Source organism: Mesorhizobium sp. M0292 (assembly GCF_040321695.1).
Lineage (GTDB): Bacteria > Pseudomonadota > Alphaproteobacteria > Rhizobiales > Rhizobiaceae > Mesorhizobium.
This window is the reverse complement of the sequence record NZ_JAMYSB010000012.1, coordinates 33,652-54,728: the sequence shown is the minus strand read 5'-3', so window position 1 is coordinate 54,728 and position 21,077 is coordinate 33,652. Positions and strand designations below refer to the sequence as shown.

The following is a 21,077-nucleotide window of genomic DNA, read 5'->3' as shown; positions in this document are numbered from 1 at the left end:
CGTGGCCTTTGCCTGGCTCCCAGGCGCTGTGGGCGACATCGCGCGCGGCGCGGCCACGACGATCCTGTTGATCGTCGTGACCACGCTCGTGGGCACGCTGCTCAGCATCCTGGGCGCTGCCGGCCGGCGCAACGGCCCGGTATTCGTGAAGCGCGCCATCGCGGTCTATGTCGAGGTGATGCGCAACACGCCGTTCCTGGTGCAGCTGTTCTTCATCTTCTTCGGCCTGCCCAGCCTCGGCATAAGGCTCGATCCGATCCTGGCCGCCATGCTGGCAATGACGCTCAACATGGCAGCCTACACGATTGAAATCGTCGGCGCCGGCCTCGATGCCGTGCCCGGCGGACAGACGGAAGCCGCCTTGGCACTCGGGCTTCGGCCACGCCAGGTGTTTGTCAAGATCGTGCTGCCGCAGGCGCTCAAGGTGATCTACCCGGCGCTGACCAGCCAGATCGTCATCATGATGCTGGAATCGGCCGTGGTGTCGCAGATCGCCGTGCGTGAGCTGACCTATGAGGCCGACATGCTGCAAGCCCGCACCTTCCGCTCCTTCGAAACCTATTTCGTCGTGACCTTGGTCTACCTCGTCCTGTCCATGGCCTTGCGCCGGCTGCTGGTCACAGGCGGGCGCCGCGTATTGGGGGCAGGTGTCACATGATCGAATTCACCTTCTGGGACATCGTTCGCAATCTGCTGCTCGCCGCCCGCTGGACGGTGCTGTTGTCGCTGGCGGCCTTTGTCGGCGGGGCGGTGGTAGGGCTGATCGTGCTGTTCTTCCGCATCGCCGAAAATAAATGGAGCCGGCGCATCGCTTCCGGCTACATCGCCCTGTTCCAGGGAACGCCGCTGTTGATGCAGCTGTTCCTGATGTTCTTCGGCCTGCCGATGCTCGGCCTGCGCATCGAGCCATGGACGGCAGCGGTGCTCGGCCTGACCTTCTTCGCCAGCGCCTATCTGGCCGAGATCTGGCGCAGCGGCGTCGATGCGCTGCCGCGCGGGCAGTGGGACGCCGGCGCCAGCCTTGGGCTGCACCGTCTGCAGGAGCTCAGGCTGATCATCCTGCCGCAGGCGTTCTCGATCACAAGGGCGCCGATCGTCGGCTTCCTGGTGCAGTTGATCAAATCGACGGCGCTGACCTCGATCATCGGCTTCGAGGAGCTGGTCAGAACCTCCAACGCCATCAACAACGCCACCTTCGAACCGTTCAAGGTCTACGGGCTGGTGGCGCTGATCTTCTTCGTCATGTGCTTTCCACTGACGCAATACGCCCGTACGCTCGAACAACGAGCGGCGGCCCACTGACGCCAGGCGGCGACAGTGCGTGAAGGGAACCTGCCGGAATAGAACGGCATCAACTGAGGAGAAACCAGATGAACAGACTGATCGGAAAATCCCTGACACGGCGCGGCGTGCTTGGTGCGGGCCTCGCTACAGCCGGCGTGCTCGCCATGCCGTCGATCCTGCGCGCGCAGGACAAGTCGCTGAAGGTCGGCGTCTACGGCGGCTATTTCAAGAAATCCTTTGACGAGCACGTCTTCCCAGATTTCACCAAGGCCACCGGCATTGCAGTGGAATCGGTCGCCGAGCCGACCGGCGAAGCCTGGCTGGTGCAGCTCGAACAGGCGTCCAAGGCAGGCCAGGCGCCGGCCGACCTTTCGATGATGTCGCAGACCTCGACGCTGAAGGGCCAGTCGACCGAATTATGGACGCCGCTCGATACGTCGAAGTTCAAGCACTACAACGACCTCTTGCCGCGCTTCGTCAACAAATATCCGGATGGCCGGGTCGCCGGCATCGGCGCCGTCGCCTGGTGGATCACGCTGGTCTCCAACACCGATGTCTACAAGGATGCGCCGACCTCATGGGAGACGCTGTGGGACAAGGCCAATGAGGACAAGCTTGGCCTTCTGGCACTTGCCTCGAACTCGTTCCTGCTCGAAGTGACAGCCAAGACCTTCATGGGCGGCACCAATGCGCTCGACACCGAGGACGGACTGAACAAGGCGTTCGAAAAGCTCGCCGAGCTCAAGCCGAATGTCCGGCTGTGGTATCGCGACGAGGCGCAGTTCGAGCAGGCGCTGAAGTCGGGCGAGATCCCGATGGGCCAGTATTATCACGACGTCACCGGCCTCGCGGTCGCCGACGGCTTCCATGTCCGCTCGACCTTCCCGAAGGAAGGCGGCATCCAGGATTCCGGCAATTGGGTGCTGTCGCGCGCCTCGACCAAGGTCGACGAGGCGCATGCCTTCATCGACTATATGAGCCAGCCGTCGATGCAGGGCCTGATGTCGCGCAAGGTCGGAACCACGCCGACGCTGAAGAAAGAGGTGCTCGACCTCAAGCCGGAAGAGTTCGCAGCCGTGTCGTCGGATATCGATCCGATCATCCCGCGCTACGACCTCTATACGTCGAAGGCCGACTGGATCAACCAGAAGTGGACCGAGCTGATCGTCGGCTGAGCCGTTCGATCCGTCTGAACCACAGCGGCCGCCGGCATAGTCCGGCGGCCCCTTAGCAAACCCTCCAAGGGATGAGCATGTCCGGACTAGACATCAACGCCGTCACCAAAAAATTCGGCAACTTCGCCGCCGTCGACAATGTCCAGCTCAACGTGCCGCATGGCACGTTCGTGTGTCTGCTCGGCCCGTCGGGCTGCGGCAAGACCACGCTGCTGCGCATGATTGCCGGACTGGAGGAGCCGACCAGCGGCGCCATCGTGCTCGACGGCGAGGACATCACGCCTTTGCCGACGCACAAGCGCAATCTCGGCATGGTGTTCCAGTCGCTGGCGCTGTTTCCGCATCTCTCCGTCGGCGACAACATTGCCTATGCGCTGCGGATTCGCGGCGCCTCCAAGCAAGAGCAGAAGAAGCGCGTCGACGAGTTGCTGGGCCTGATCCATCTGACCGGCTTTGCCGACCGTCCGGTGGCCAAACTGTCGGGCGGCCAGCGCCAGCGCGTGGCGATCGCCCGGGCACTGGCGCTGTCACCAAAGCTGTTCCTGCTCGACGAACCGCTGTCGGCGCTCGACGCCAAATTGCGCGAGGCCATGCAGGTGGAACTGCGCCAGTTGCAGCAGCGGTTGGGCATCACCACCATCGTCGTCACCCACGACCAGCGCGAAGCCATGACCATGGCCGACCTGGTCGTCGTCATGGGCCACGGCAGAATCCTGCAGGCGGCGCCGCCGATCGAGATCTACCGCAAGCCGGCCGACGCCTTCGTCGCCGACTTCATCGGCATCACCAATCTGCTGCCGGCCGAGATCGACAGCACCGGGCGTACCACCATTCTGGGCACAGCCATTCCAGGTCTTGCCATGCCGGCGGGTCAGACCAAAGCGTCTGTTTCGGTCCGCCCGGAGGACGTGCATCTCGGCAGCCCCGGCGGCTCGGCCATTACCGGCGAGGTGAGTTTCGTGCGCGATCTCGGCGGCACCATCGAGACCTTCGTCGACGTCGGCGGCACCAGCATCATTGCGGTGACGACGCCGCGCGAGCGGCATGACGTGCCGGTCGGCGCCAAGGTCGGCGTCACACTGCCGCCGGCAAGCTGCGTGGTGCTCGGCGCATGAGACGCGAAGCCCCGAAGTCTGTAGCCGACTACATGCCGCTGTTCTTTCCGGCGCTGATGCTGATCGTCTTCTTCGTCGTGCCGTTCTCGACGATGATCGCGGTGAGCTTCTTCAAGCGCAACCCGTCCGGTTTTTACACGCCGGACTTCGTGTTCGACAATTACGCCCGCTTCCTGTCGGTGTTCTTCGGCGGCGTGCTCGGCTTTTCGCTGATGCTGGCGGTGCTAGTCGCCGTCTGCTGCGTGGCCATCGCCTTTCCCTTCACCTACCTTTTGACCCGCCGGCCGCGCCGCGTGCAGACGCTGTGGCTGGTCGGCCTCCTGTCGGTGCTGTCGCTGTCGGAGGTCATCATCGGCTTTGCCTGGTCGACGCTGTTTTCGCGCACCGCCGGCATCACCAATCTGTTCGTGGCGATCGGGCTGATGGACAAGCCGGTGGCGCTGCTGCCCACCTTTGGCGCGGTGCTGACCGGCATGGTCTACCAGGCGCTGCCCTATACGATCCTGGTGCTGTACCCCGCCCTCGTGCGCCTCGACCCGACATTGCTCGAGGCAGCGCGCACGCTCGGCGCCTCGCCGATCCGCGCCTTCTTCAACGTCGTCGCGCCGGCATTGCGCAACACCATTGTGGCGACGCTGATCATGGTCTTCGTGTTCGCCCTCGGCTCCTACCTGCTGCCGCAGATTCTGGGACGGCCGCAGCACTGGACGCTGTCGGTGCTGATCACCGACCAGGCGATCTACCAGTCCAACATGCCGTTCGCAGCCGCAATGGCGGTGTTCCTGGTGCTGATCTCGCTGGCGCTGGTCGGATTGACACTGCTCGTCGGACGAAGGGAGAACGCCTTATGACCGCGACCTTGCTGCGCCGTGTCTATTTCACCATCGTCGCGCTGTTCCTGGCGGCGCCGCTGATCGTCGTCGCCGGCGTGTCGGTGAATTCGCGGCAGGAGCTCTCCTTCCCGCCGGTCGGTTTCTCGCTCGCCTGGTACGCCCAGATCTTCACCGATCCGGAATGGCGGCTAGCGCTGATCCATTCGGTGACGCTGGCCGTCTGCTCGGCGGCCATTGCCGTGGCGGTCGCGCTGCCGCTGGCTTGGTTCCTGTGGCGGCGCATCGCGCCATGGGCGAACATTTTTCAGGTGCTGGGCCTCGCGCCCTTCATCCTGCCGCCGGTCATCACCGCGCTCGGCTTCCTCTCCTTCTGGGCGACGGTCGGGCTGTTCGGCCAGTTCTTCACCGCCATAATCAGCCACGCCATCTTCTTCGTGACGCTGCCGCTGGTGACGCTGTCGCTCGGCTTTGCCTCGATCGACCGCTCGCTGGTCGAGGCCGCGGCGACCATGGGCGCCGACGACCGCACAGTGCTGAAAACCGTGGTGCTGCCGTTGATCCTGCCCTACCTCGTCTCGGGCTACGCCTTCGCCTTCGTCTTGTCGCTCAACGAATACATCGTCGCCTACATGACGATCGGCTTCACCACCGAGACGCTGCCCATCAAGATCTTCAACGCGCTGCGCTACGGCTACACACCGACCATGGCTTCGGTGTCGGTGTTCTTCGTCGCGGTGGCGGCACTGGTGTTCGGCTCGATCGCCAGGTTCGGCGATATACGCAGACTGCTCGGCGCGATGTCGTCGGACGGGAGCTGAGCGCATTCATTTGTAACAGCACCCCTCGATCGCGTCGCCTGTACGGGCCGTCCCGGCCCAGGCCTGCTTGATCTTCAGCGATATGGCTGGTGCGGCGAAGCCGGTGTGCACCAGCCATTTCGCAAGTCTAGCACATGGTGCGGCACCGCCGTCATGCTGCCCCTTTCCAACGCAGGAGGCGCATGGCATTGGCCGTCACCAGCACGGTCGCGCCGGTATCGGCCATGATCGCCGGCCACAGGCCGGTGATTCCCAAGACCGTGGTCACGAGGAAGACGGCCTTGAGGCCGAGGGCCATGGTTATGTTCTGTTTGATGTTGGCCATGGTCGCCTTCGACAGCGCAATCATCGCGGCAACGTCGCCGACACGGCCATGCAGCACCGCTGCATCAGCGGTTTCGAGAGCCACGTCAGTGCCGCCGCCCATCGCAATACCAACATCGGCGGCCGCAAGGGCTGGCGCGTCATTAATGCCATCGCCGACCTTGGCCACAATGAGGCCCTCTCCCTTCAGCTCTCCGACAATACGCTGCTTGTCTTCTGGCAGTAGCGCGGCGCGGACCTCGATGCCGAGTTGCTTGCCGATCGCGGCAGCTGTCCGCTTGTTGTCGCCCGTCAGCATGATGGTCTTAATGCCGGAATCCGTCAGCGCCTTGAGACCAGCGAAAGCGTCCGGGCGCGGTTCATCACGCATTGCAATGGCGCCCGCCACCTTGTTGTCGACGAGGACGACCGAAACGGTTTTGCCTTCGTCATTGAGCGCGGCGATTTGAGACTTTTGAACCTCAGTGAGCTTCGCCGTATCCTCGGCCGCCTGTGGCGATGCAAGGAAAACTTCGGTGCCTTCCACGTTCGCCTTGACCCCCTTGCCACCTAGAGCCTGCGCTTTGGACACGGCCGGAGCCTGAACCTTGTCTGCAGACGCCTTTGCGAGGATGGCGATGGCAAGCGGATGGCTTGAGCCGGTCTCCAAGGCGGCAGCAAGACGCAGCACTTCGGCCTCCGATTTTCCGAAAGAAACCACGTCGGTGACCTGGGGCTTGCCGAGCGTGAGCGTGCCGGTCTTGTCAAGCGCCACGGCGGTGACCTTGCCGAGAACCTCGAGGACCGCCCCGCCCTTCATCAGTAGGCCGCGCTTGGCGCCAGCCGAGAGCGACGCGGCGATTGCCGCCGGGACCGAGATGACCAGGGCACAGGGGCAGCCGATGAGCAACAGGGCGAGGCCTTTGTAGATCCATTCGTTCCAGTTGCCGCCGAAAACGAGAGGTGGAACCACGGCCACCATCGCGGCCACGCCGACCACAGCAGGCGTGTACCAGCGCGAGAAGCGGTCGACGAACCGCTCAGTTGGCGCCTTGCTCTCCTGGGCTTCCTCGACCAGCTTGACGACGCGCGCGATGGTGTTATCGGAGGCAACGGCGGTGACCTTGATGCGCAAAACAGCGTCGCCATTGATGGTGCCGGCGAAAACCTTGTCGCCGACGCATTTGCGCACCGGCACGCTCTCGCCTGACACCGGGGATTCGTCGATCGCGCTCTCACCCTCGGTGATCTCGCCATCGGCGGGAATCCGGTCACCCGGCCGCACCATGATCATGGCGCCTACTTCAAGGCTTTCGGCCGGCACCTCGCGCGTCTTGCCGCCCTTTTCAATGAAGGCCGTTTTCGGGACCAGCGTGGTCAGCGCTTGAATGCTCGAGCGCGCCTTTCCGGCGGCAACGCCCTCGAGAAGCTCACCGACAAGGAACAGGAAGACCACAGTGGCAGCTTCCTGGCCGGCGCCGATAATGACCGCACCGACGGCCGCTATGGTCATGAGCATTTCGATGGTGAAGGGAATGCCTGCGACGGCGGCCATGACGGCCCGTTTGGCGATAGGCACCAGGCCAACCAGCATGGCCGCGATAAAGACCCACACCCCGGACGCCGGCCACACATAGTGAATGGCAAACGCAAGGACCAGCGCGGCGCCGCTGGCGATCGTCAGGCGACCCTTGGGACTCTTCCACCACGGCCCCGAGGTTGGCGCGCGGTCGTGCCCGTGAAGGCCCTCTATTCCCTCCTCGCGGTCATCTTGACTTTCGCTGACCTGATCGTGGCTGGCGTGAGCATGGCCCGCATGGTAGTCGCCCGCATCGTCGTGGTCATTGTGATGGTGCTCTGCCCCGTCCAGCCCGACCTTTCCCTTTACCTTGAGTTCGGCAACCGTGTAGCCGAGGCCAGTCACCTTCTTTTCAAGTTCGGCGAGGTCACTCTCGGGCGTGTGCCTGACCGTCATGGTGCCGGCGGTGACGGACACGCTGACATCTTCGACGCCAGGGATGCGACGTACCGCCTTATCGATTTTGGTGGCGCAACCGGCACAATCCATGCCTTCGACGCGATAACGGGTTTGTGCTTGAAGCGCGGTCATAACATTCCTCTTGTATCGTTTGACTGCGACGCTACATCCTCTAGCGACTAGAGGAGCAAGCGAAATATGCTGAATGGAGTGACCATTGGCGAAGCCGCCCGCCAAAGCGGCGTGAAAGTACCGACCATTCGCTATTACGAGCAGATAGGGTTGCTTGCCGCGCCAGCGCGAAGTGACGGCAACCGCCGTCAATATGAAGGTGGCGACTTGCGCCGGTTAGCGTTTATTCGCCATTCCCGCGAACTGGGCTTCGATATCGAAGCGATCCGCACTCTACTTGATTTGCAGGATAACCCTTTACAGCCTTGTGCAACTGCTGACGCCATTGCCCAAGCACGGCTCGCCGACGTTGCGCAGCGTATCCGCAGCCTGAAAGCCTTGCAGGCCGAGCTCGAGCTGATGGTTGAAGGCTGCCGCCATGGTAGAGTCGGCGAATGCCGGGTGATCGAGGTTTTGGCCGACCATGATCAATGTCGACACGAGCACAAATGTTTGCGTATTTAAGTGCTCCATGTGGCCACCTTGGTCTCCATTTCCAACAATGGGAAGACCTCGATTGCGACTGACGCAATTTCAGGAGTTCCGCCGTTGAAGTACTCTGCCAGGGGCGTTTTCGCATGGTCCGCTATTTAACCTGCGCGTCGCAAGCCGACCGGCAGCTTTCGGCCCAAAGCGATACCAGACATCTGCTCTGCAGTGACTGCTTCGGGCAGTTGGCGGACCGCTTGGTTCGCCGTCAATGCCCAAAGACAAGCGGCGGTGCTATGCGGTCGCGCCGCAGCCAGCGCGCGAGGAGCAGCACCGCCACCACGGCCAGACCTGACGCCAGGCCGATCCAGATGCCGACGCCGTGCAGGCCGAAATGGAAGGCGAGCAGCACGCCGAGCGGCAGGCCGATGCCCCAATAGCCGATGGCGGCATAGATCATCGGCACCTTGGTGTCGTGCAGGCCGCGCAGCATGCCGGCGGCAACGGCCTGCGCGCCGTCGAAGATCTGGAACAGCGCCGCAAAGGCAAGGAACGACACGGCCAGCGCGATCACCCTGGCATTGGCCGGATCGGTCATGTCGATGAAGGCGCTGATCAACAGATGCGGCCACAGCACCATCACCAGCGCCATCAGCGCCATGGACGAGACGCCGATGACGAAGGCGGTCCAGCCGGCGCGCGAAACGCCTGCCGGATTGCCTGCGCCATGGGCCAGCCCGACGCGCACGGTGACGGCCTGGTTGAGGCCGAGCGGCACCATGAAGGAGATCGAGGCGATCTGGATTGCGATGGCGTGCGCGGCCAGCGAGTCCGCATCGATCAGGCCCATCAGCAGGGCTGCCGCGTTGAAGATCGTCACCTCGAAGGCGAGGATGCCGGCGATCGGCATGCCGAGCCGCAGCAGACCCTTGAAACGCGGCCAGTCGGAGCGCCAAAAGCGGCCGAACAGGCGGTAGCGGCGGAACTTCTTCTCCAGCATCACCACGGCTGCCAGGCCGCAGAACATCAGCGTGCTCGACAGCGTGGTCGCCAGCCCCGAACCGGCAATGCCCATCGAGGTGACGCCGAGATTGCCGAACATGAACACCCAGTTGAAGAAGGCGTTGCAGGCGACGGCGACGAAGACGATGATCAGCGCCCAGCCCGGCCGCTCCAGCGCCGAGATGAAGGAACGCAGCACGATATAGCCGTAGAAAGGCAGCACCGCCCATTCCAACCAGCGCAGATAGATGCCGGCCTGATGCGCCAATGCCGGCTCTTGGCCCATGGCAAGCAGAATGGCCTCGCCATGCCACAACACGACCCAGATCGGGATCGAGATCAGGATCGCCAGCCACAGGCCTTGGCGCACGGTGCGGCGCAAATCGCGCACCGAATAGCGCCGGCGGCCAAGCTCGGTGGCGATCATCGGCGAGGTCGCCAGCATCAGGCCGAGGCCGAAGATCAGCGGCATGAAATAGAGGTTGGCGCCGAGCGCGCCGCTGGCCAGCGTATCGGCGCCCAGACGACCCATCATCATGACGTCTGTGGCGGTCATCGCGGTCTGGCCGAGATTGGTGAGCACCATCGGCCAGGCCAGCGCCAGCGTCGCCCTGATTTCCTGACGCCAAAGATTTTCCGGCGCACGAGCGCCGGCTTCGATCGCAGACATTGTCCTGCTCTTTCCGGTTGCGGCGCGTCGGCAACGAGGCCGGAAGCCGCACTTCCAAACGGCAAAACCTTCGGTTTCGCGGCGTTTGCGTCGTTCTATTGGACGAAATGCGACATGAAGGCAAGGGACGACGGGCAGCCGGCGATTGAGCCAGAGGCGGGAACCATTCCTACCGACCGCCCTTGGATCAACCGATGCTTTCGCCGCCGTCGATCACCAGCGCCTGGCCGGTCATGAAGGATGAGCGGTCGGAGACGAGGAACAGGATCGCTTCGGCGATCTCTTCGGCGCTCGCCCAGCGCCCCATCGGGATCTTGGTGCGGACATAGGTCTCGATCGCCTCGCGTCCGCCCATCTGGGCGATGAACGGCTCGTTGAAAGGCGTGTCGACCCAGCCCGGGCAGAGCGCGTTGACGCGCACATTGTGGCGGGCATAGTCGAGCGACATCTGTCTGGTCATCGCCACCACGGCATGTTTGGACGTGGCATAGGCGATCATCTCGCGGTCGTAGAAGACGCCCGAATTCGAAGCCGTGTTGAGGATGACGCCGCCGCCTTGCGCGACCATCGCCGGCATGACCAGCCGCGCGGCCAGAAACTGCGCCCGTACATTGATGCGCCATGACGCATCCATACCATCGACCTCGACCTCGGTCAGCGTGCCGCCGACCTGGATGCCGGCGTGATTGTGCAGAATGTCGATGCGGCCATACTTGCCGAGCGTGCCGGTGATGAGCTGCCCGACCGCGGCGTCGTCAGAGACGTCGGTGACAACGGCCTCGGCCTGCCCGCCCACTGCCCGGATGTCCGCCGCTGTCGTCTCGCCGCTGGTCTTATCCCGGTCGGCGATGACCACCACAGCGCCTTCCCTGGCCATGATCATGGCGCCGGCGCGGCCGATGCCGGAACCGGCGCCCGTCACCACGGCGATGCGGTCTCTAAGGATCATGAATTTGTCTTTCAGCTGGATGGCTTGTTCAGTTTGACGGCTGGCGCTGGCGCAGCTGCCATTGGGCAAGCACCACCAGAAGAACCGAGGCGACGAGCACGATGGTGGCGATGGCGTTGATTTCCGGCGTCACGCCGCGCCGGATCGAGGCGAAGACATAGATCGGCAGCGTCGTCTGCGCGCCGGCGACGAAGAAGGCGACGATGAAATCGTCGAAGGAGAAGGTGAAGGCGAGCAGGAAGCCGGCGATCACCGCCGGCATGATCTGCGGCAGCACGATCGAGCGAAACGTCGTCAGCGGCGTGGCGTAGAGATCGCTCGAGGCCTCGACCAGGTTGCGGTCGAGGCTGGCGAGACGCGTGCCGACGATTATCGTCACCAACGCCATCGAAAACAGGCCGTGGGCGGCGATGATCGATCCATAGCCGAGCGACAGGCGCGGCGGCTGGTCGTTTGGCCAGATCGAGGCGAGGAACGGGTTGAGCACGCCAAACAGCTGGACCAGCGCGACAAGCGTCGAGATGCCGATGACGACGCCGGGAACGACGATCGCGGCACCCATCAGCGCGTCGAAGACGGCGCGGGTTCTGAGCCCGACCCGCGCCAGGCCGAGTGCCGCCGCCGTGCCGCACACCGCCGCCAGAAGGGCGCTGGTGGTGGCGATGAACAGGCTGTTCTTCAACGCCTCGACCAGGAACGGGTTCGACAGCGCCGTGCCGTACCACTGCACCGAAAAGCCGGTGAACTCGCTGGCATGGCGGCCGGCGTTGAAGGAAAACAGCACGACCAACGCGATCGGCAGATAGAGGAAGGCGAAGACGGCTGCGACGAAGGCGCGCATCAGATCAGATCCACCCTGCGGGCGCCCGACACCCGTGTCGAAATGCGGTTTGCCGCGATCAGCACCACCACCGAAACTGCCACCAGAGTGATGGCGATGGCCGATCCGAACGGCCAGTTGCGCGACTGCAGGAACAGGTCGACCAGCGCGTTGCCGATGAAGAACACCTTGCCGCCGCCAAGCAGCGTCGGGATGAGGTATTCGCCAAGCAGCAGGATCATGACCAGTGAGAAGCCGGTCATCACGCCCGGCAGCGACAGCTTCAGCGTCACCCCCAGAAAGGTTGAGAGCGGGGTCGCGCCGAGATCGGCGGAGGCTTCCAGCAGCCTTCGGTCGAGCCGCTCGAGACTGACATAGATCGGCAGGATCATGAGGGGCAAATAGCCATAGACGATACCGAGCAGCACGGCGCCCGGCGTGTTGATCAACCTGACATCCTCGATGCCGACAAAGGCCAGCAGTGCGGGAATGCCGCGTCCGCCCAGAATGTACATCCAGGCATAGGTGCGCATCAAAAGGCTGGTCCAAAAGGGAATGACGACGAGCGCAAGCAGGATCAGTCGCCAGCGTTGCGGCGCCTTCAGGGCGAGATAGTAGGCAACCGGGTAGGCGACGAGCAGGCAGGCAAGCGCGCCCACCGGCGCCAGCATCATCGTGTTCCAGAAGGCGGTCGCCCTTGCCGGGAGATTGGCGTATTGCGCCAGCGTGAAGGCGGCCTGATAGCCGCCCTCCGGCGCCCGCTCGCCGACGCTGAACACGGCAATGGCGATGAACGGCAACACCAAAAACACCACCAGCCACGCTGTAGCCGGAGCGAGCAGCAGCGCTGTCAGGATGTTATACCGAAATCTGTTGCCGTGCATGGAAACCGCCCCGATGCCGGCGGACATAGGCCCGCCGGTTTTCCGTTTGCGTCAGGCCAGCCTCAAGCCGACTTGAAGCGCGCCATCAGTTCGGCGCGGCCGGGGTCGGTCAGCGTCGCCGCCGCACCAAACTCCAGCGGTGTCAACAGGTCGGCCGCCGGGTAAAGGATCGGATTGTCGAGCACTTCCTTGGGCAGCAGCTTGTTGACGCGTGCGTCGGTCGAGGGCGCGCCGTTGGCGAGATGCTCCTTCACCGCGACGTCGGGGGTCATCAGATAATTGAGCAAGGCATAGCCGGCCGGCTTGTTCGGCGCGTCCTTCGGGATGGCGTAGAAATCGGTCCAGATCTCGCCGCCCTCCTTGCCCAAGACATAGGCGATCTCTGGAATATCGCGATGCAGCTGTGCGCCGTCATTCGTCCAGCACATGGTCATCCAGGCGTCGCCCGCCCGCATGCCCGGCTGGTAGTCCGAAGAGACCGCGAACAGATGCGGCTTGACCTTGAGCAGCAGTTCCTCGGCCTTGGCAAGTTCGTCCTGCTTCAGCGAGTTGAAGGAATAGCCATAATATTTCAGCGCGTTGCCGATGGTGGTCAGCTGATAGTCGTGCACCATGGTGCGGCCATCGCCCTCGGCCATGGCGACGTCCCAGAACTCCTTCCAGCTGGTCATCGGTTTCGTCAGCTTCTTGGTGTTGACCGCAAAACCGGTCGTGCCCCAGTTCTTCGGCACCGCGTAGGTCGTGCCGTCGATCGTGCCTTCCGAGGTGAAGCGCGGGTCCTCCTGGGAGCCGTCGAAATTCGGCAGCTTGGCCATATCGAGCGGATCGATGATGCCGAGCTTCTTGTAGGTCGAGATCGTGTAGTTGGTCGGCACGAACAGGCTCCAGCCGGAAGCGCCGGCCTGCAGCTTGGCCAGCATCTCCTCATTGGAGCCGAACACGTTGACCTCGACGGCGACGCCGGTGTCCTTCTTGAAATTCTCGAAGGTCTGCGGGTCGTGATAGTTCGGCCAGGTGGCGATCGACATGCGGTCGCCGAGGTCCTCGGCGGCTAAGGCCGGCGTCGGCATGATGCCGATCTCGCGCGCCATCACCGCGGTTGCGATGCCCAGGCCGGTGAGGCCGAGGAAATCGCGGCGGCCGATCGAGCCGCGCTTCAGGCGCATCAGCTGGTCGACGAAGTTCTCAGGGCTAATCGGCAGTCCGTCACGATATGATTTCGACATTTTTTGCTACCCTCTGGTTGGTCCCGTTGTTCTTGGTCTCCGGAAACGCCAGCGGCGTCCCTGAGGCAAAGCCGATGGCGACGGGTTCACCCGGCTTGAAGAGGTTGCCATGGCCGATCACATGGTCGGCCTTGGCCAGCAGCGTTCCGATGCCCTGCACCTCGATGGCGTATTCCGCCGTCGAGCCCAAGAAGATCCGGTTGCGTACGATGCCCTTGAAAGGGCTGCCTTTGGTGGCGCCGAGGCTTAGCGATTCAGGACGCAGGCTAACAGAAACGGTCTCGCCCTGCTGCAAGGCGGTTCGTTTGCGCGCGGCAATGACGGTTCCGTCCGCCAGCGCCACATTGACAAGATCGCCTGTATGCCCGGCAACCTTGCCGCTCAACAGATTGGTCTTGCCGACGAAGTCGGCGACGAACAGGTCGGCCGGCTCGTCATAGATCTCGCTTGGTTGCCCGAGCTGTACGATGCGGCCGCCATTCATGACGCAGACGAAGTCGCTCATCGACAGCGCCTCCTCCTGGTCGTGGGTGACCAGCACGAAGGTGATGCCGATCTCGCGCTGCAGGTTCTGCAACTCGATCTGCATGTCGGTGCGCAGTTTCTTGTCGAGGGCCGCCAGCGGCTCGTCGAGCAACAGCACGGCCGGCTTGTTGACCAGTGCGCGCGCCAGCGCGACGCGCTGCTGCTGGCCGCCGGAAAGTTCGTGGATCTTGCGGCGGCCATAGCCGGCGAGCCGCACCATTTCGAGCGCCTCGCCGGCGCGCCGGCCGATTTCCTGCGACGACAGGCGCGGCCGTGCCTGGCGCAGCCCGTAGGACACATTGGCTTCGACATCGAGATGCGGAAACAGCGCGTATTGCTGGAACACCATGTTGACCGGCCGACGATAGGGCGGCGTTCCGGCCATGTCCCGGCCACGGATGAACACCTGGCCTTCGCTCGGCTGCTCGAAGCCGCCGATCATGCGCAGGCATGTGGTCTTGCCGCAGCCGGACGGTCCGAGAAGGGCGACAAAGGCGGAGGGCGGCACAGCGAGATCGATGCCGCTGACGGCGGTCACAGCGCCATAGCGCTTGGTGACGCCGCGAAACTCGATGTCGGGCACTGCGGTCAAAGTGCTGGCTCCAGCAACAGGGCTATTCCAGGACGCTACCAGAGCCAATGGCGTCTAGTATATACCTCGCTGGTGGTATATCTGATCTATTTTCTCGTTTAAGGGGGTATAGATTGAGTGCGTCCCGCAGCGACGAATACAGCCGGCTCGCAGCCCTTGTCGCGGCGACACGGGAGACGAGCGGCGACCTGTTCGGCAAGGCAATGGTCGGCTGGTTGAGCCAGCATGTCGGCTTCGACCACTGCGTGATCTTCGGTTACCGCGGCGCCTCGCGACCGCCGCTGCTGTTCGAAACCTTCTCGCCGGCCGAGAGCCATGTCTTCGTCACGCTCTATCAGGAAGGACCTTATCTTCTCGACCCATTTCATCACGCGGCGGTGGAGCGCAAGGAGGGGTTCTGGCGCATGCGCGAACTGGCGCCCGACCGCTTCTATGCCAGCGAGTATTTTCGCACCTACTATAGCCAGACAAGGCTGGCCGAGGAGGTCGGCTTCTTCGTGCCGCTGCCCGGCAAGGATGCCCTGGTGCTGTCGCTGATGCGATTGCACGCCTCGGGTCCCTTCGGCACCGCCGATGCCAGGCTGCTGCGCGACATGGCGCCGGCGGTCATCAACTTCGCCCGGTTGCGCTGGCCCGCACTTTCGGCCGAGGAGCAGGACGAAGCGGAGCAGGGCGAGACGATCGCCGCCGTCAACGAGTTCGACCGCGCCCACATTTGGGAAAGCCTGTCGCTGACCCCGCGCGAAAAGCATGTCGTCGATCTGGTGCTGCAGGGGCATTCCACCGAGTCGATCGCAAGAGCCATGCGCATCGTGCCGGGAACGGTGAAGGTCCATCGCCGCAACATCCATCGCAAACTCGGCATCAAATCCCAGGCCGGGCTGTTCGCCCGCTTCATCGAGATCATCGAGAGCCGGCGTTGAACTCGCTGAGGCAGACATCGTTCACTTGCCGGCGACAGACTGCTACGGATTACCCGAAACCGGTCCGCTTCCTCATTCGCCCCGGAGAACAGACGATGGCATTCAGGCGCAGAAAGAACACGGCCGCGATCCCGCGCACGGTGCCCGCTTTCGAGCACATCGTCACCGAGGCGAGCGACAGTTTCCTGTGGCGGCTCGACGACTATCCCTGGGAGCGCAATGTCTGGAATTTTCATCCGGAATACGAGATCCATCTCCTGAGGAAGTCTTCCGGGGTCGCGCTGGTCGGCGATCACATCGGCGAATTCGGGCCGGGCTACCTGAGCATCGTCGGCGGCGGGCTGCCGCATGACTGGGTGACATCGGTGCAACCCGGCGAGCTGATCGAAGGACGCGACATCGTGCTGCAATTCGATCCGCAGCGGCTGCGCGGCTCGGCGGGACTGCTGCCTGAGCTGCGCGAACTAGAACCGTTCCTGGAGCGATCGCTGCGCGGCATCGTCTTCCATGGCCGCGCCGCGCTCGACGGCGCTGCGCTGATGGAACGGATGGGCACCGTGCACGGGCTCGCCCGGTTTTGCCTCTTCCTCGAACTGGTCGATCTGCTGGCCAGGACAGACGAATACGAGCTTTTGTCCTCGCCGGATTTCTCACCCGCGCTCGACGCAACCTCGCTGGACATCATCCAGCGCACGCTGACCTATCTCTTCCAGCACTTCGCCGAGGACCTGAAGCTGCCGGAGGCGGCGGAGCTGGCGGGGATGAGCGAAAGCACGTTTTCGCGCTTCTTCCAGAAAAACACCGGCAACAGTTTCAGCGACCACATCGCCAAGCTCCGGCTCTGGCAAGCCTGCAAGCTGCTGGCGGACACCGATATTCCGATCACCGACATCTGCTTCCAGGTCGGCTACATGAACATCTCCAACTTCAACCGCGCCTTCCTGCGCAAGCACCGGATGACGCCGTCATCCTACCGCAAGCTGTCGAAGCAGCGGATGACGATGCGCGCCTGAAAACCGGCCTTCCTCACTCCATCGGTACTCATGCGACAGAGGCCGTGCAGGCGGGCCTGATTTTGCAGCGCACAATGCATAAAAGTACAGGTCTGCTGCAACGGGGCTTCTAGCGCGGCCTTTAGCAACTCCTCATTTTGGCGATGGGTGGCTTGTCGCTCGGGCGATGGCGAGGATCGCGCAACCGAAGACTTCCGCTTCCTGCGACTGTTCCTGGAGGAGTAAATCAATGAAACCAATTCGGCTCGCTGCGAACATAAGCGCAGCTTTCATGCTTACCACGACCCTCTCGACCATGGCGCTGGCGGCGCCGGTCTGCTCGGCGCCGGTCAAGGTGCTGGCGCAACCGCGTGACGGGCTGACGCTGCTGGAAGCGTCCAAGGACGAGTTCCAGAAACTGGCCGGCGCCAGCTTCCAGATCGACTATCTCAACGAGAACGACCGCCGGGCAAAGTCGCGCGCCGATGCGTCCACGGTCGGCAACTACAACGTCTACTATGTCGACGAAGCCAATGTCGCGCTGTTCGCCTCGTCGAAATGGATCGTGCCGCTCACCGACTATTACCCGGCTGACTACGACTACGCCGATTTCGACCCGGGCCGGCAGAAGGTCGCCACCTATGACGGCAAGGTGTGGTTCGCGCCGCTGACCGGCGGCGGCGACCTGATGGTCTACCGCAAGGACATTCTGGAAGCCGCCGGCATCCAGCCGCCGAAGACGCTGGACGAGTTGATCGCCGACGTGCCGAAGCTGACCGATCCCGACAAGGGCATGTACGGCATCGCGCTGCGCGGCGCGCGTGGCTCGGGCGCCAATGTCTGGCGCTGGATGCCGTTCTTCAAGGCCTATGGCGGAAAATGGTTCGACGGTGACAAGCCGGCTTTCAACTCCGAGGCCGCGGTCAAAGCGACCGAGACCTATCTTAAACTGTTCAAGGATTCAGCGCCCGGCACGCAGACCGGCAGCTGGGATGAATCGACCGGCGCCTTCCTGTCGGGCCAGGTTGCCATCTTGGTCGAATCGACGCCGCTGTCGGGCATGGCGGTCGACCCGAAGACCTCGCAAGTGGTCGGCAAGATCGGCTTCCTGCCGCCGCCCTCGCCACTGACCGGCGGCGGCTACGGCCACGGCCTCGCCATCGCCGCCAAGGCCAATGCCGATGACGCCGCGAAGCAATGCGCCGGCCTGTTCATCGCCTGGGCGACGTCGAAGGAGAACGAGAAGCGCCGGCTCGACGCGCACCAGTTCGGCGAGCTCAACCGCACCAGCGTGCTGTCCAGCAAGGAGTTCGCCGACATCTATGGCGCCGATCTCGGCCAGGCGCTTGCCGATACCGGCAAGGCGACGGCGGTGAACTTCTGGCAGGATCCGCGCTGGCCGGATCTCGGCGACCGCTGGGGCATCATCCTGGAAGAGCTGGTCACCGGCACGCGCACCGACGTCAAGGGCGGCCTCGACGAACTCGAGGCCTACGCCAACGAGCTGGTGAAGAAGAAGTAATCCTCCCGCCCGCGGCGCGCGGTCCACGGCATTCGACCGGATGCCGGGACCTGTGCGCCGCGGGTCTCTCCAAAAGGCACAGCCCGAGGATAGGCCATGCGCCGACGCTCTTCCCTGCCCGTGACGTTTCTGGTTCCGACGCTCGCCATTCTTCTGGTGCTGTCGATGGTGCCGACGCTCTACGCCGTCGTCATTGCGCTGCAGAACCGCGAGCTGAGCTCGTCGGACTATTCCTGGGTCTGGCTGTCGAACTTCATCGACCTGTTCGCCGACCGGCGTTTCCTCAACGCGGTCTGGGTTTCGGTGAAGTGGGAAATCGTCACCGTGGTGGCGACGATGATGGTGGCGATCGGGCTCGGCGTGCTGATGTTCGAAGTAGCGTCGCCGCGGCTGCGCAACATCTACTGCCTGCTGTTCATCATCCCGGTGCTGTTGCCGCGTGTCTCGGCGGCCTTCGTGTGGAAGTTTGCCTATCATCCGCTCTACGGCATCGCCACCTATCCCTACAGGCTGATCACCGGCGGGCTGATCTTCGACCCGCTGTCGAAGCCGTCGACGGCCCTGTTTGCCGTCGCCTCGGTCGATGTCTGGCAGTGGGGACTGTTCTTCGCGGTCATCGTGCTGAAGCTTCTGGAGACCTTGCCGCCGCAGCCGATCGAAGCGGCGCGGCTCGACCACGCCAAACGCTGGCAGATCCATGCCTATGTGACCTTGCCTATGCTGAAGGCGCCGCTGATCAGCCTGATGTTCGTCAAGATGATCGAATCGCTGCGCTCCTTCGACCTGATTTATGTGATGACGCGCGGCGGGCCGGGCGTGGCGACCGAGACACTCGACATGTACGCCTTCTCGCAAGGCTTCATCGAGTCCGGCAAGGTGTCCTATGCCTCGGCCATGGCGGTGCTGATGATGATCGCGACCGTCATCACCTTCACCATGCTGTGGAAGCGGGTGCAGGCACGAAGTCGAATCGCATGAGACCGTATCGCATGAGACCGGGCCGCCTCATCGGCAAGATCATCCTGGCCCTCGCCGGCTTCATGGCGGTGTTTCCGCTCGCCTGGACGGCGCTCAATTCGCTGAAGAACAATGTCGACATCATCACCCGCGTGCCGCGCCTGGTATTTACGCCGACCTTCGAAAATATCAGCTACATCATCGGCCGCGACAGCGTCATGACCGGTCTCTATAACTCGGTCATTTCCTGCGGCGTCGCCGTGCTGATCGGCGTCATGCTCGGCCTTCCGGCAGCCTATGCGGTGGCGCGCTATCCCAACCGCTTCGCTGGGGACATCCAGTTCTTCGTGTTGTCGCTGCGCTTCCTGCCACCGGTGGCAGTCGCCATTCCGCTGATGGTGATCTGGCTGCAGATCGGGCTCTACGACACCTTGCCGGCGCTGATCGTCACCTATTCGCTGCTCACCATCTCGGTGATCATGTGGCTCGCCATTCCCGCCTTCCAGGCCGTGCCGAAGGAAATCGAGGAAGCCGCTTTCCTCGACGGCTACGGCGCTTACTCGGTGTTCTGGCGCATTGCGCTGCCGGTAGCGGCGCGCTCGCTGATCGGCGCCGTCGCCTTCAGCTTCGTGCTGGTGTGGAACGAATTCCTGATCGCGCTGATGCTGTCCAGTTCCAACGCCAAGACATTGCCGATCGTCGCTTCCGAACTTTCACAGCAAGGCATGAACGTGCCGTGGGGAATCCTCAACGCCTCGGTCGTGCTGTTGTCGCTACCGCCGCTGCTGTTCCTCGGCGTGCTCAGCGGCTTCCTGAATTCCGTTTTCCGGCAAAAAAAGAATTGATGCGAGGACTTACCGATGCGGGCACTGGTGCTTGAGAAAAAAGGCGAACTGTCGTTGCGCGAGATCGCGCTGCCGCTCGGCGTCGGACCGGGCGATGTCAAGATAGCCATCCACACGGTCGGCGTCTGCGGCAGCGACGTGCACTATTACACACATGGCGCGATCGGCAGCTATGTCGTGCGGGCGCCGATGGTGCTCGGCCACGAAGCCGCCGGAACCGTTGTCGAGGTGGGCGCCAATGTCGAGACGTTGAGGGTCGGCGACCGCGTCTGCATGGAGCCGGGCGTGCCGAACCTGTCGTCGCGCGCGACGAGGCTCGGCATCTATAATGTCGATCCCGATGTCAGCTTCTGGGCGACACCGCCGGTGCATGGCGTGCTGGCGCCCTATGCGGTGCACCCGGCCGCCTTCACCTACAGACTGCCGGACAATGTTACCTTCGCCGAAGGCGCGATGGTCGAACCCTTTGCTATCGGCATGCAGGCGGCGAGCCGCGCCCGCATCGTGCCTGGCGACGTCGCCGTCGTCGTCGGCTGCGGCCCGATCGGCATCATGATCGCGCTGGCGGCGCTGGCCGGCGGCTGCTCGAAGGTGCTGATCTCCGATTTTTCCGCACCCAAGCTCGAGATTGCCGCGCAATATCCCGGCATCGTGCCGGTCAATATAGGTGAGCAATCGCTGGTCGACGCAGTCTCCGCCGCGACCGACAATTGGGGCGCGGATATCGTGTTCGAGGCGAGCGGCAGCCCGAAGGCATTCGCCGACCTGTTCGATGTCGTGCGGCCGGGCGGCGCGGTGGTGCTGGTCGGACTGCCGGTCGAACCGGTCAGCCTCAACGTTCCGGCGGCGATCTCCAAGGAAGTGCGCATCGAGACGGTGTTCCGTTACGCCAACATCTTCGACCGCGCGCTGCAGCTGATCGCCTCGGGGAAGGTCGACCTCAAGCCGCTGATCACCGGCACTTATGATTTCTCGGACAGCATCAAGGCCTTCGAGCGGGCGGCGCAAGGCAAGCCGCAAGACGTCAAGCTGCAAATCCTTCTTACCGGCGAGAAGGGCTGACC

The 21,077-nt window shown here is 63.4% G+C and carries 20 protein-coding genes and 1 pseudogene; 14 read left to right on the top strand and 7 right to left on the bottom strand.

Features of this window, described 5'->3' with window-relative positions; genetic code table 11:
* Nucleotide 1 precedes the first annotated feature (1 nt).
* The 6 genes from NKI96_RS19530 (at nucleotide 2) to NKI96_RS19505 (ending at nucleotide 5,225) form a co-directional block, all read left to right on the top strand.
* A complete protein-coding gene (locus NKI96_RS19530) occupies nucleotides 2–658 on the top strand; it encodes an amino acid ABC transporter permease (protein ID WP_023683571.1) in 657 nt (218 codons plus the stop codon).
* A complete protein-coding gene (locus tag NKI96_RS19525) occupies nucleotides 655–1,302 on the top strand; it encodes an amino acid ABC transporter permease (RefSeq protein ID WP_023671276.1) in 648 nt (215 codons plus the stop codon). The genes NKI96_RS19530 and NKI96_RS19525 overlap by 4 nt, the downstream gene beginning before the upstream one ends.
* A 68-nt stretch (nucleotides 1,303–1,370) precedes the next feature.
* Nucleotides 1,371–2,459, top strand: coding sequence for an ABC transporter substrate-binding protein (locus NKI96_RS19520; RefSeq protein WP_023671275.1), 1,089 nt, complete (start codon nucleotides 1,371–1,373; stop codon nucleotides 2,457–2,459).
* Nucleotides 2,460–2,536: 77 nt separating this feature from the next.
* On the top strand, nucleotides 2,537–3,574 hold the full coding sequence (locus tag NKI96_RS19515; RefSeq protein WP_023822049.1) for an ABC transporter ATP-binding protein: 1,038 nt from the start codon (nucleotides 2,537–2,539) through the stop codon (nucleotides 3,572–3,574).
* Entirely contained in the window at nucleotides 3,571–4,425 is an 855-nt protein-coding gene (locus NKI96_RS19510) for an ABC transporter permease (RefSeq protein ID WP_352805672.1), read from the top strand. Before NKI96_RS19515 ends, NKI96_RS19510 begins: the two co-directional genes overlap by 4 nt.
* Complete coding sequence (locus tag NKI96_RS19505; RefSeq protein ID WP_023671272.1) at nucleotides 4,422–5,225, top strand: ABC transporter permease; 804 nt, start codon at nucleotides 4,422–4,424, stop codon at nucleotides 5,223–5,225. The genes NKI96_RS19510 and NKI96_RS19505 overlap by 4 nt, the downstream gene beginning before the upstream one ends.
* 151 nt (nucleotides 5,226–5,376) lie before the next feature.
* On the opposite strand, the gene NKI96_RS19500 is transcribed toward NKI96_RS19505, so the two are convergent.
* Nucleotides 5,377–7,638, bottom strand: a complete 2,262-nt coding sequence (locus NKI96_RS19500; protein WP_023671271.1) for a heavy metal translocating P-type ATPase — start codon at nucleotides 7,636–7,638, stop codon at nucleotides 5,377–5,379.
* 66 nt (nucleotides 7,639–7,704) lie between these two features.
* Here NKI96_RS19500 and NKI96_RS32520 point away from each other — a divergent pair.
* Both NKI96_RS32520 and NKI96_RS19495 read left to right on the top strand, forming a co-directional pair.
* Nucleotides 7,705–7,779 (top strand): annotated as a pseudogene (locus NKI96_RS32520) (MerR family DNA-binding transcriptional regulator); the annotation flags it as partial.
* A 66-nt stretch (nucleotides 7,780–7,845) separates the two neighbouring features.
* Nucleotides 7,846–8,142 carry a MerR family DNA-binding protein gene (locus NKI96_RS19495; protein WP_502900282.1) on the top strand — a complete coding sequence of 99 codons (297 nt, stop codon included), beginning with the start codon at nucleotides 7,846–7,848 and terminating at the stop codon, nucleotides 8,140–8,142.
* 232 nt (nucleotides 8,143–8,374) lie between these two features.
* On the opposite strand, the gene NKI96_RS19490 is transcribed toward NKI96_RS19495, so the two are convergent.
* The 6 genes from NKI96_RS19490 to NKI96_RS19465 all read right to left on the bottom strand — a co-directional run bounded on the left by NKI96_RS19490 (nucleotide 8,375) and on the right by NKI96_RS19465 (nucleotide 14,774).
* Nucleotides 8,375–9,778: an MATE family efflux transporter gene (locus tag NKI96_RS19490; RefSeq protein WP_023693102.1), complete on the bottom strand. Its 1,404-nt coding sequence runs from the start codon at nucleotides 9,776–9,778 to the stop codon at nucleotides 8,375–8,377.
* Nucleotides 9,779–9,965: 187 nt separating this feature from the next.
* Nucleotides 9,966–10,727: an SDR family NAD(P)-dependent oxidoreductase gene (locus NKI96_RS19485; protein ID WP_352671038.1), complete on the bottom strand. Its 762-nt coding sequence runs from the start codon at nucleotides 10,725–10,727 to the stop codon at nucleotides 9,966–9,968.
* A 28-nt stretch (nucleotides 10,728–10,755) separates the two neighbouring features.
* The gene (locus tag NKI96_RS19480) at nucleotides 10,756–11,568 is read right to left on the bottom strand and encodes an ABC transporter permease (RefSeq protein ID WP_352671041.1); all 813 of its coding nucleotides are present in this window, start codon (nucleotides 11,566–11,568) and stop codon (nucleotides 10,756–10,758) included.
* Nucleotides 11,568–12,431, bottom strand: a complete 864-nt coding sequence (locus tag NKI96_RS19475) for an ABC transporter permease (protein ID WP_023832549.1) — start codon at nucleotides 12,429–12,431, stop codon at nucleotides 11,568–11,570. Before NKI96_RS19475 ends, NKI96_RS19480 begins: the two co-directional genes overlap by 1 nt.
* A gap of 62 nt (nucleotides 12,432–12,493) precedes the next feature.
* A complete protein-coding gene (locus tag NKI96_RS19470; RefSeq protein ID WP_352671044.1) occupies nucleotides 12,494–13,657 on the bottom strand; it encodes an ABC transporter substrate-binding protein in 1,164 nt (387 codons plus the stop codon).
* Nucleotides 13,638–14,774, bottom strand: coding sequence for an ABC transporter ATP-binding protein (locus NKI96_RS19465; RefSeq protein ID WP_023700452.1), 1,137 nt, complete (start codon nucleotides 14,772–14,774; stop codon nucleotides 13,638–13,640). The genes NKI96_RS19470 and NKI96_RS19465 overlap by 20 nt, the downstream gene beginning before the upstream one ends.
* A 113-nt stretch (nucleotides 14,775–14,887) precedes the next feature.
* Here NKI96_RS19465 and NKI96_RS19460 point away from each other — a divergent pair, with 113 nt between their 5' ends.
* The 6 genes from NKI96_RS19460 (at nucleotide 14,888) to NKI96_RS19435 (ending at nucleotide 21,075) form a co-directional block, all read left to right on the top strand.
* Nucleotides 14,888–15,697: a helix-turn-helix transcriptional regulator gene (locus NKI96_RS19460; protein ID WP_023742274.1), complete on the top strand. Its 810-nt coding sequence runs from the start codon at nucleotides 14,888–14,890 to the stop codon at nucleotides 15,695–15,697.
* Nucleotides 15,698–15,792: 95 nt separating this feature from the next.
* Nucleotides 15,793–16,710: an AraC family transcriptional regulator gene (locus tag NKI96_RS19455; protein WP_023671262.1), complete on the top strand. Its 918-nt coding sequence runs from the start codon at nucleotides 15,793–15,795 to the stop codon at nucleotides 16,708–16,710.
* A gap of 229 nt (nucleotides 16,711–16,939) precedes the next feature.
* Nucleotides 16,940–18,211, top strand: a complete 1,272-nt coding sequence (locus NKI96_RS19450) for an ABC transporter substrate-binding protein (protein ID WP_502900277.1) — start codon at nucleotides 16,940–16,942, stop codon at nucleotides 18,209–18,211.
* Nucleotides 18,212–18,307: 96 nt separating this feature from the next.
* Nucleotides 18,308–19,189 carry a carbohydrate ABC transporter permease gene (locus tag NKI96_RS19445; RefSeq protein ID WP_352805666.1) on the top strand — a complete coding sequence of 294 codons (882 nt, stop codon included), beginning with the start codon at nucleotides 18,308–18,310 and terminating at the stop codon, nucleotides 19,187–19,189.
* An 11-nt stretch (nucleotides 19,190–19,200) separates the two neighbouring features.
* The gene (locus NKI96_RS19440) at nucleotides 19,201–20,013 is read left to right on the top strand and encodes a carbohydrate ABC transporter permease (RefSeq protein ID WP_352805663.1); all 813 of its coding nucleotides are present in this window, start codon (nucleotides 19,201–19,203) and stop codon (nucleotides 20,011–20,013) included.
* A gap of 15 nt (nucleotides 20,014–20,028) precedes the next feature.
* Nucleotides 20,029–21,075, top strand: coding sequence for an NAD(P)-dependent alcohol dehydrogenase (locus tag NKI96_RS19435; protein WP_023822042.1), 1,047 nt, complete (start codon nucleotides 20,029–20,031; stop codon nucleotides 21,073–21,075).
* Nucleotides 21,076–21,077 lie beyond the last annotated feature (2 nt).

Excerpts from the sequence above, each read along its gene's own strand:
- NKI96_RS19525 (WP_023671276.1), top strand. The coding sequence starts at position 655 with ATGATCGAATTCACCTTCTGGGACATCGTTCGCAATCTGCTGCTCGCC.
- NKI96_RS19520 (WP_023671275.1), top strand. The coding sequence starts at position 1,371 with ATGAACAGACTGATCGGAAAATCCCTGACACGGCGCGGCGTGCTTGGT.
- NKI96_RS19515 (WP_023822049.1), top strand. The coding sequence starts at position 2,537 with ATGTCCGGACTAGACATCAACGCCGTCACCAAAAAATTCGGCAACTTC.
- NKI96_RS19510 (WP_352805672.1), top strand. The coding sequence starts at position 3,571 with ATGAGACGCGAAGCCCCGAAGTCTGTAGCCGACTACATGCCGCTGTTC.
- NKI96_RS19505 (WP_023671272.1), top strand. The coding sequence starts at position 4,422 with ATGACCGCGACCTTGCTGCGCCGTGTCTATTTCACCATCGTCGCGCTG.
- NKI96_RS19500 (WP_023671271.1), bottom strand. The coding sequence starts at position 7,638 with ATGACCGCGCTTCAAGCACAAACCCGTTATCGCGTCGAAGGCATGGAT.
- NKI96_RS19490 (WP_023693102.1), bottom strand. The coding sequence starts at position 9,778 with ATGTCTGCGATCGAAGCCGGCGCTCGTGCGCCGGAAAATCTTTGGCGT.
- NKI96_RS19485 (WP_352671038.1), bottom strand. The coding sequence starts at position 10,727 with ATGATCCTTAGAGACCGCATCGCCGTGGTGACGGGCGCCGGTTCCGGC.
- NKI96_RS19480 (WP_352671041.1), bottom strand. The coding sequence starts at position 11,568 with ATGCGCGCCTTCGTCGCAGCCGTCTTCGCCTTCCTCTATCTGCCGATC.
- NKI96_RS19475 (WP_023832549.1), bottom strand. The coding sequence starts at position 12,431 with ATGCACGGCAACAGATTTCGGTATAACATCCTGACAGCGCTGCTGCTC.
- NKI96_RS19470 (WP_352671044.1), bottom strand. The coding sequence starts at position 13,657 with ATGTCGAAATCATATCGTGACGGACTGCCGATTAGCCCTGAGAACTTC.
- NKI96_RS19455 (WP_023671262.1), top strand. The coding sequence starts at position 15,793 with ATGGCATTCAGGCGCAGAAAGAACACGGCCGCGATCCCGCGCACGGTG.
- NKI96_RS19450 (WP_502900277.1), top strand. The coding sequence starts at position 16,940 with ATGAAACCAATTCGGCTCGCTGCGAACATAAGCGCAGCTTTCATGCTT.
- NKI96_RS19445 (WP_352805666.1), top strand. The coding sequence starts at position 18,308 with ATGCGCCGACGCTCTTCCCTGCCCGTGACGTTTCTGGTTCCGACGCTC.
- NKI96_RS19440 (WP_352805663.1), top strand. The coding sequence starts at position 19,201 with ATGAGACCGGGCCGCCTCATCGGCAAGATCATCCTGGCCCTCGCCGGC.
- NKI96_RS19435 (WP_023822042.1), top strand. The coding sequence starts at position 20,029 with ATGCGGGCACTGGTGCTTGAGAAAAAAGGCGAACTGTCGTTGCGCGAG.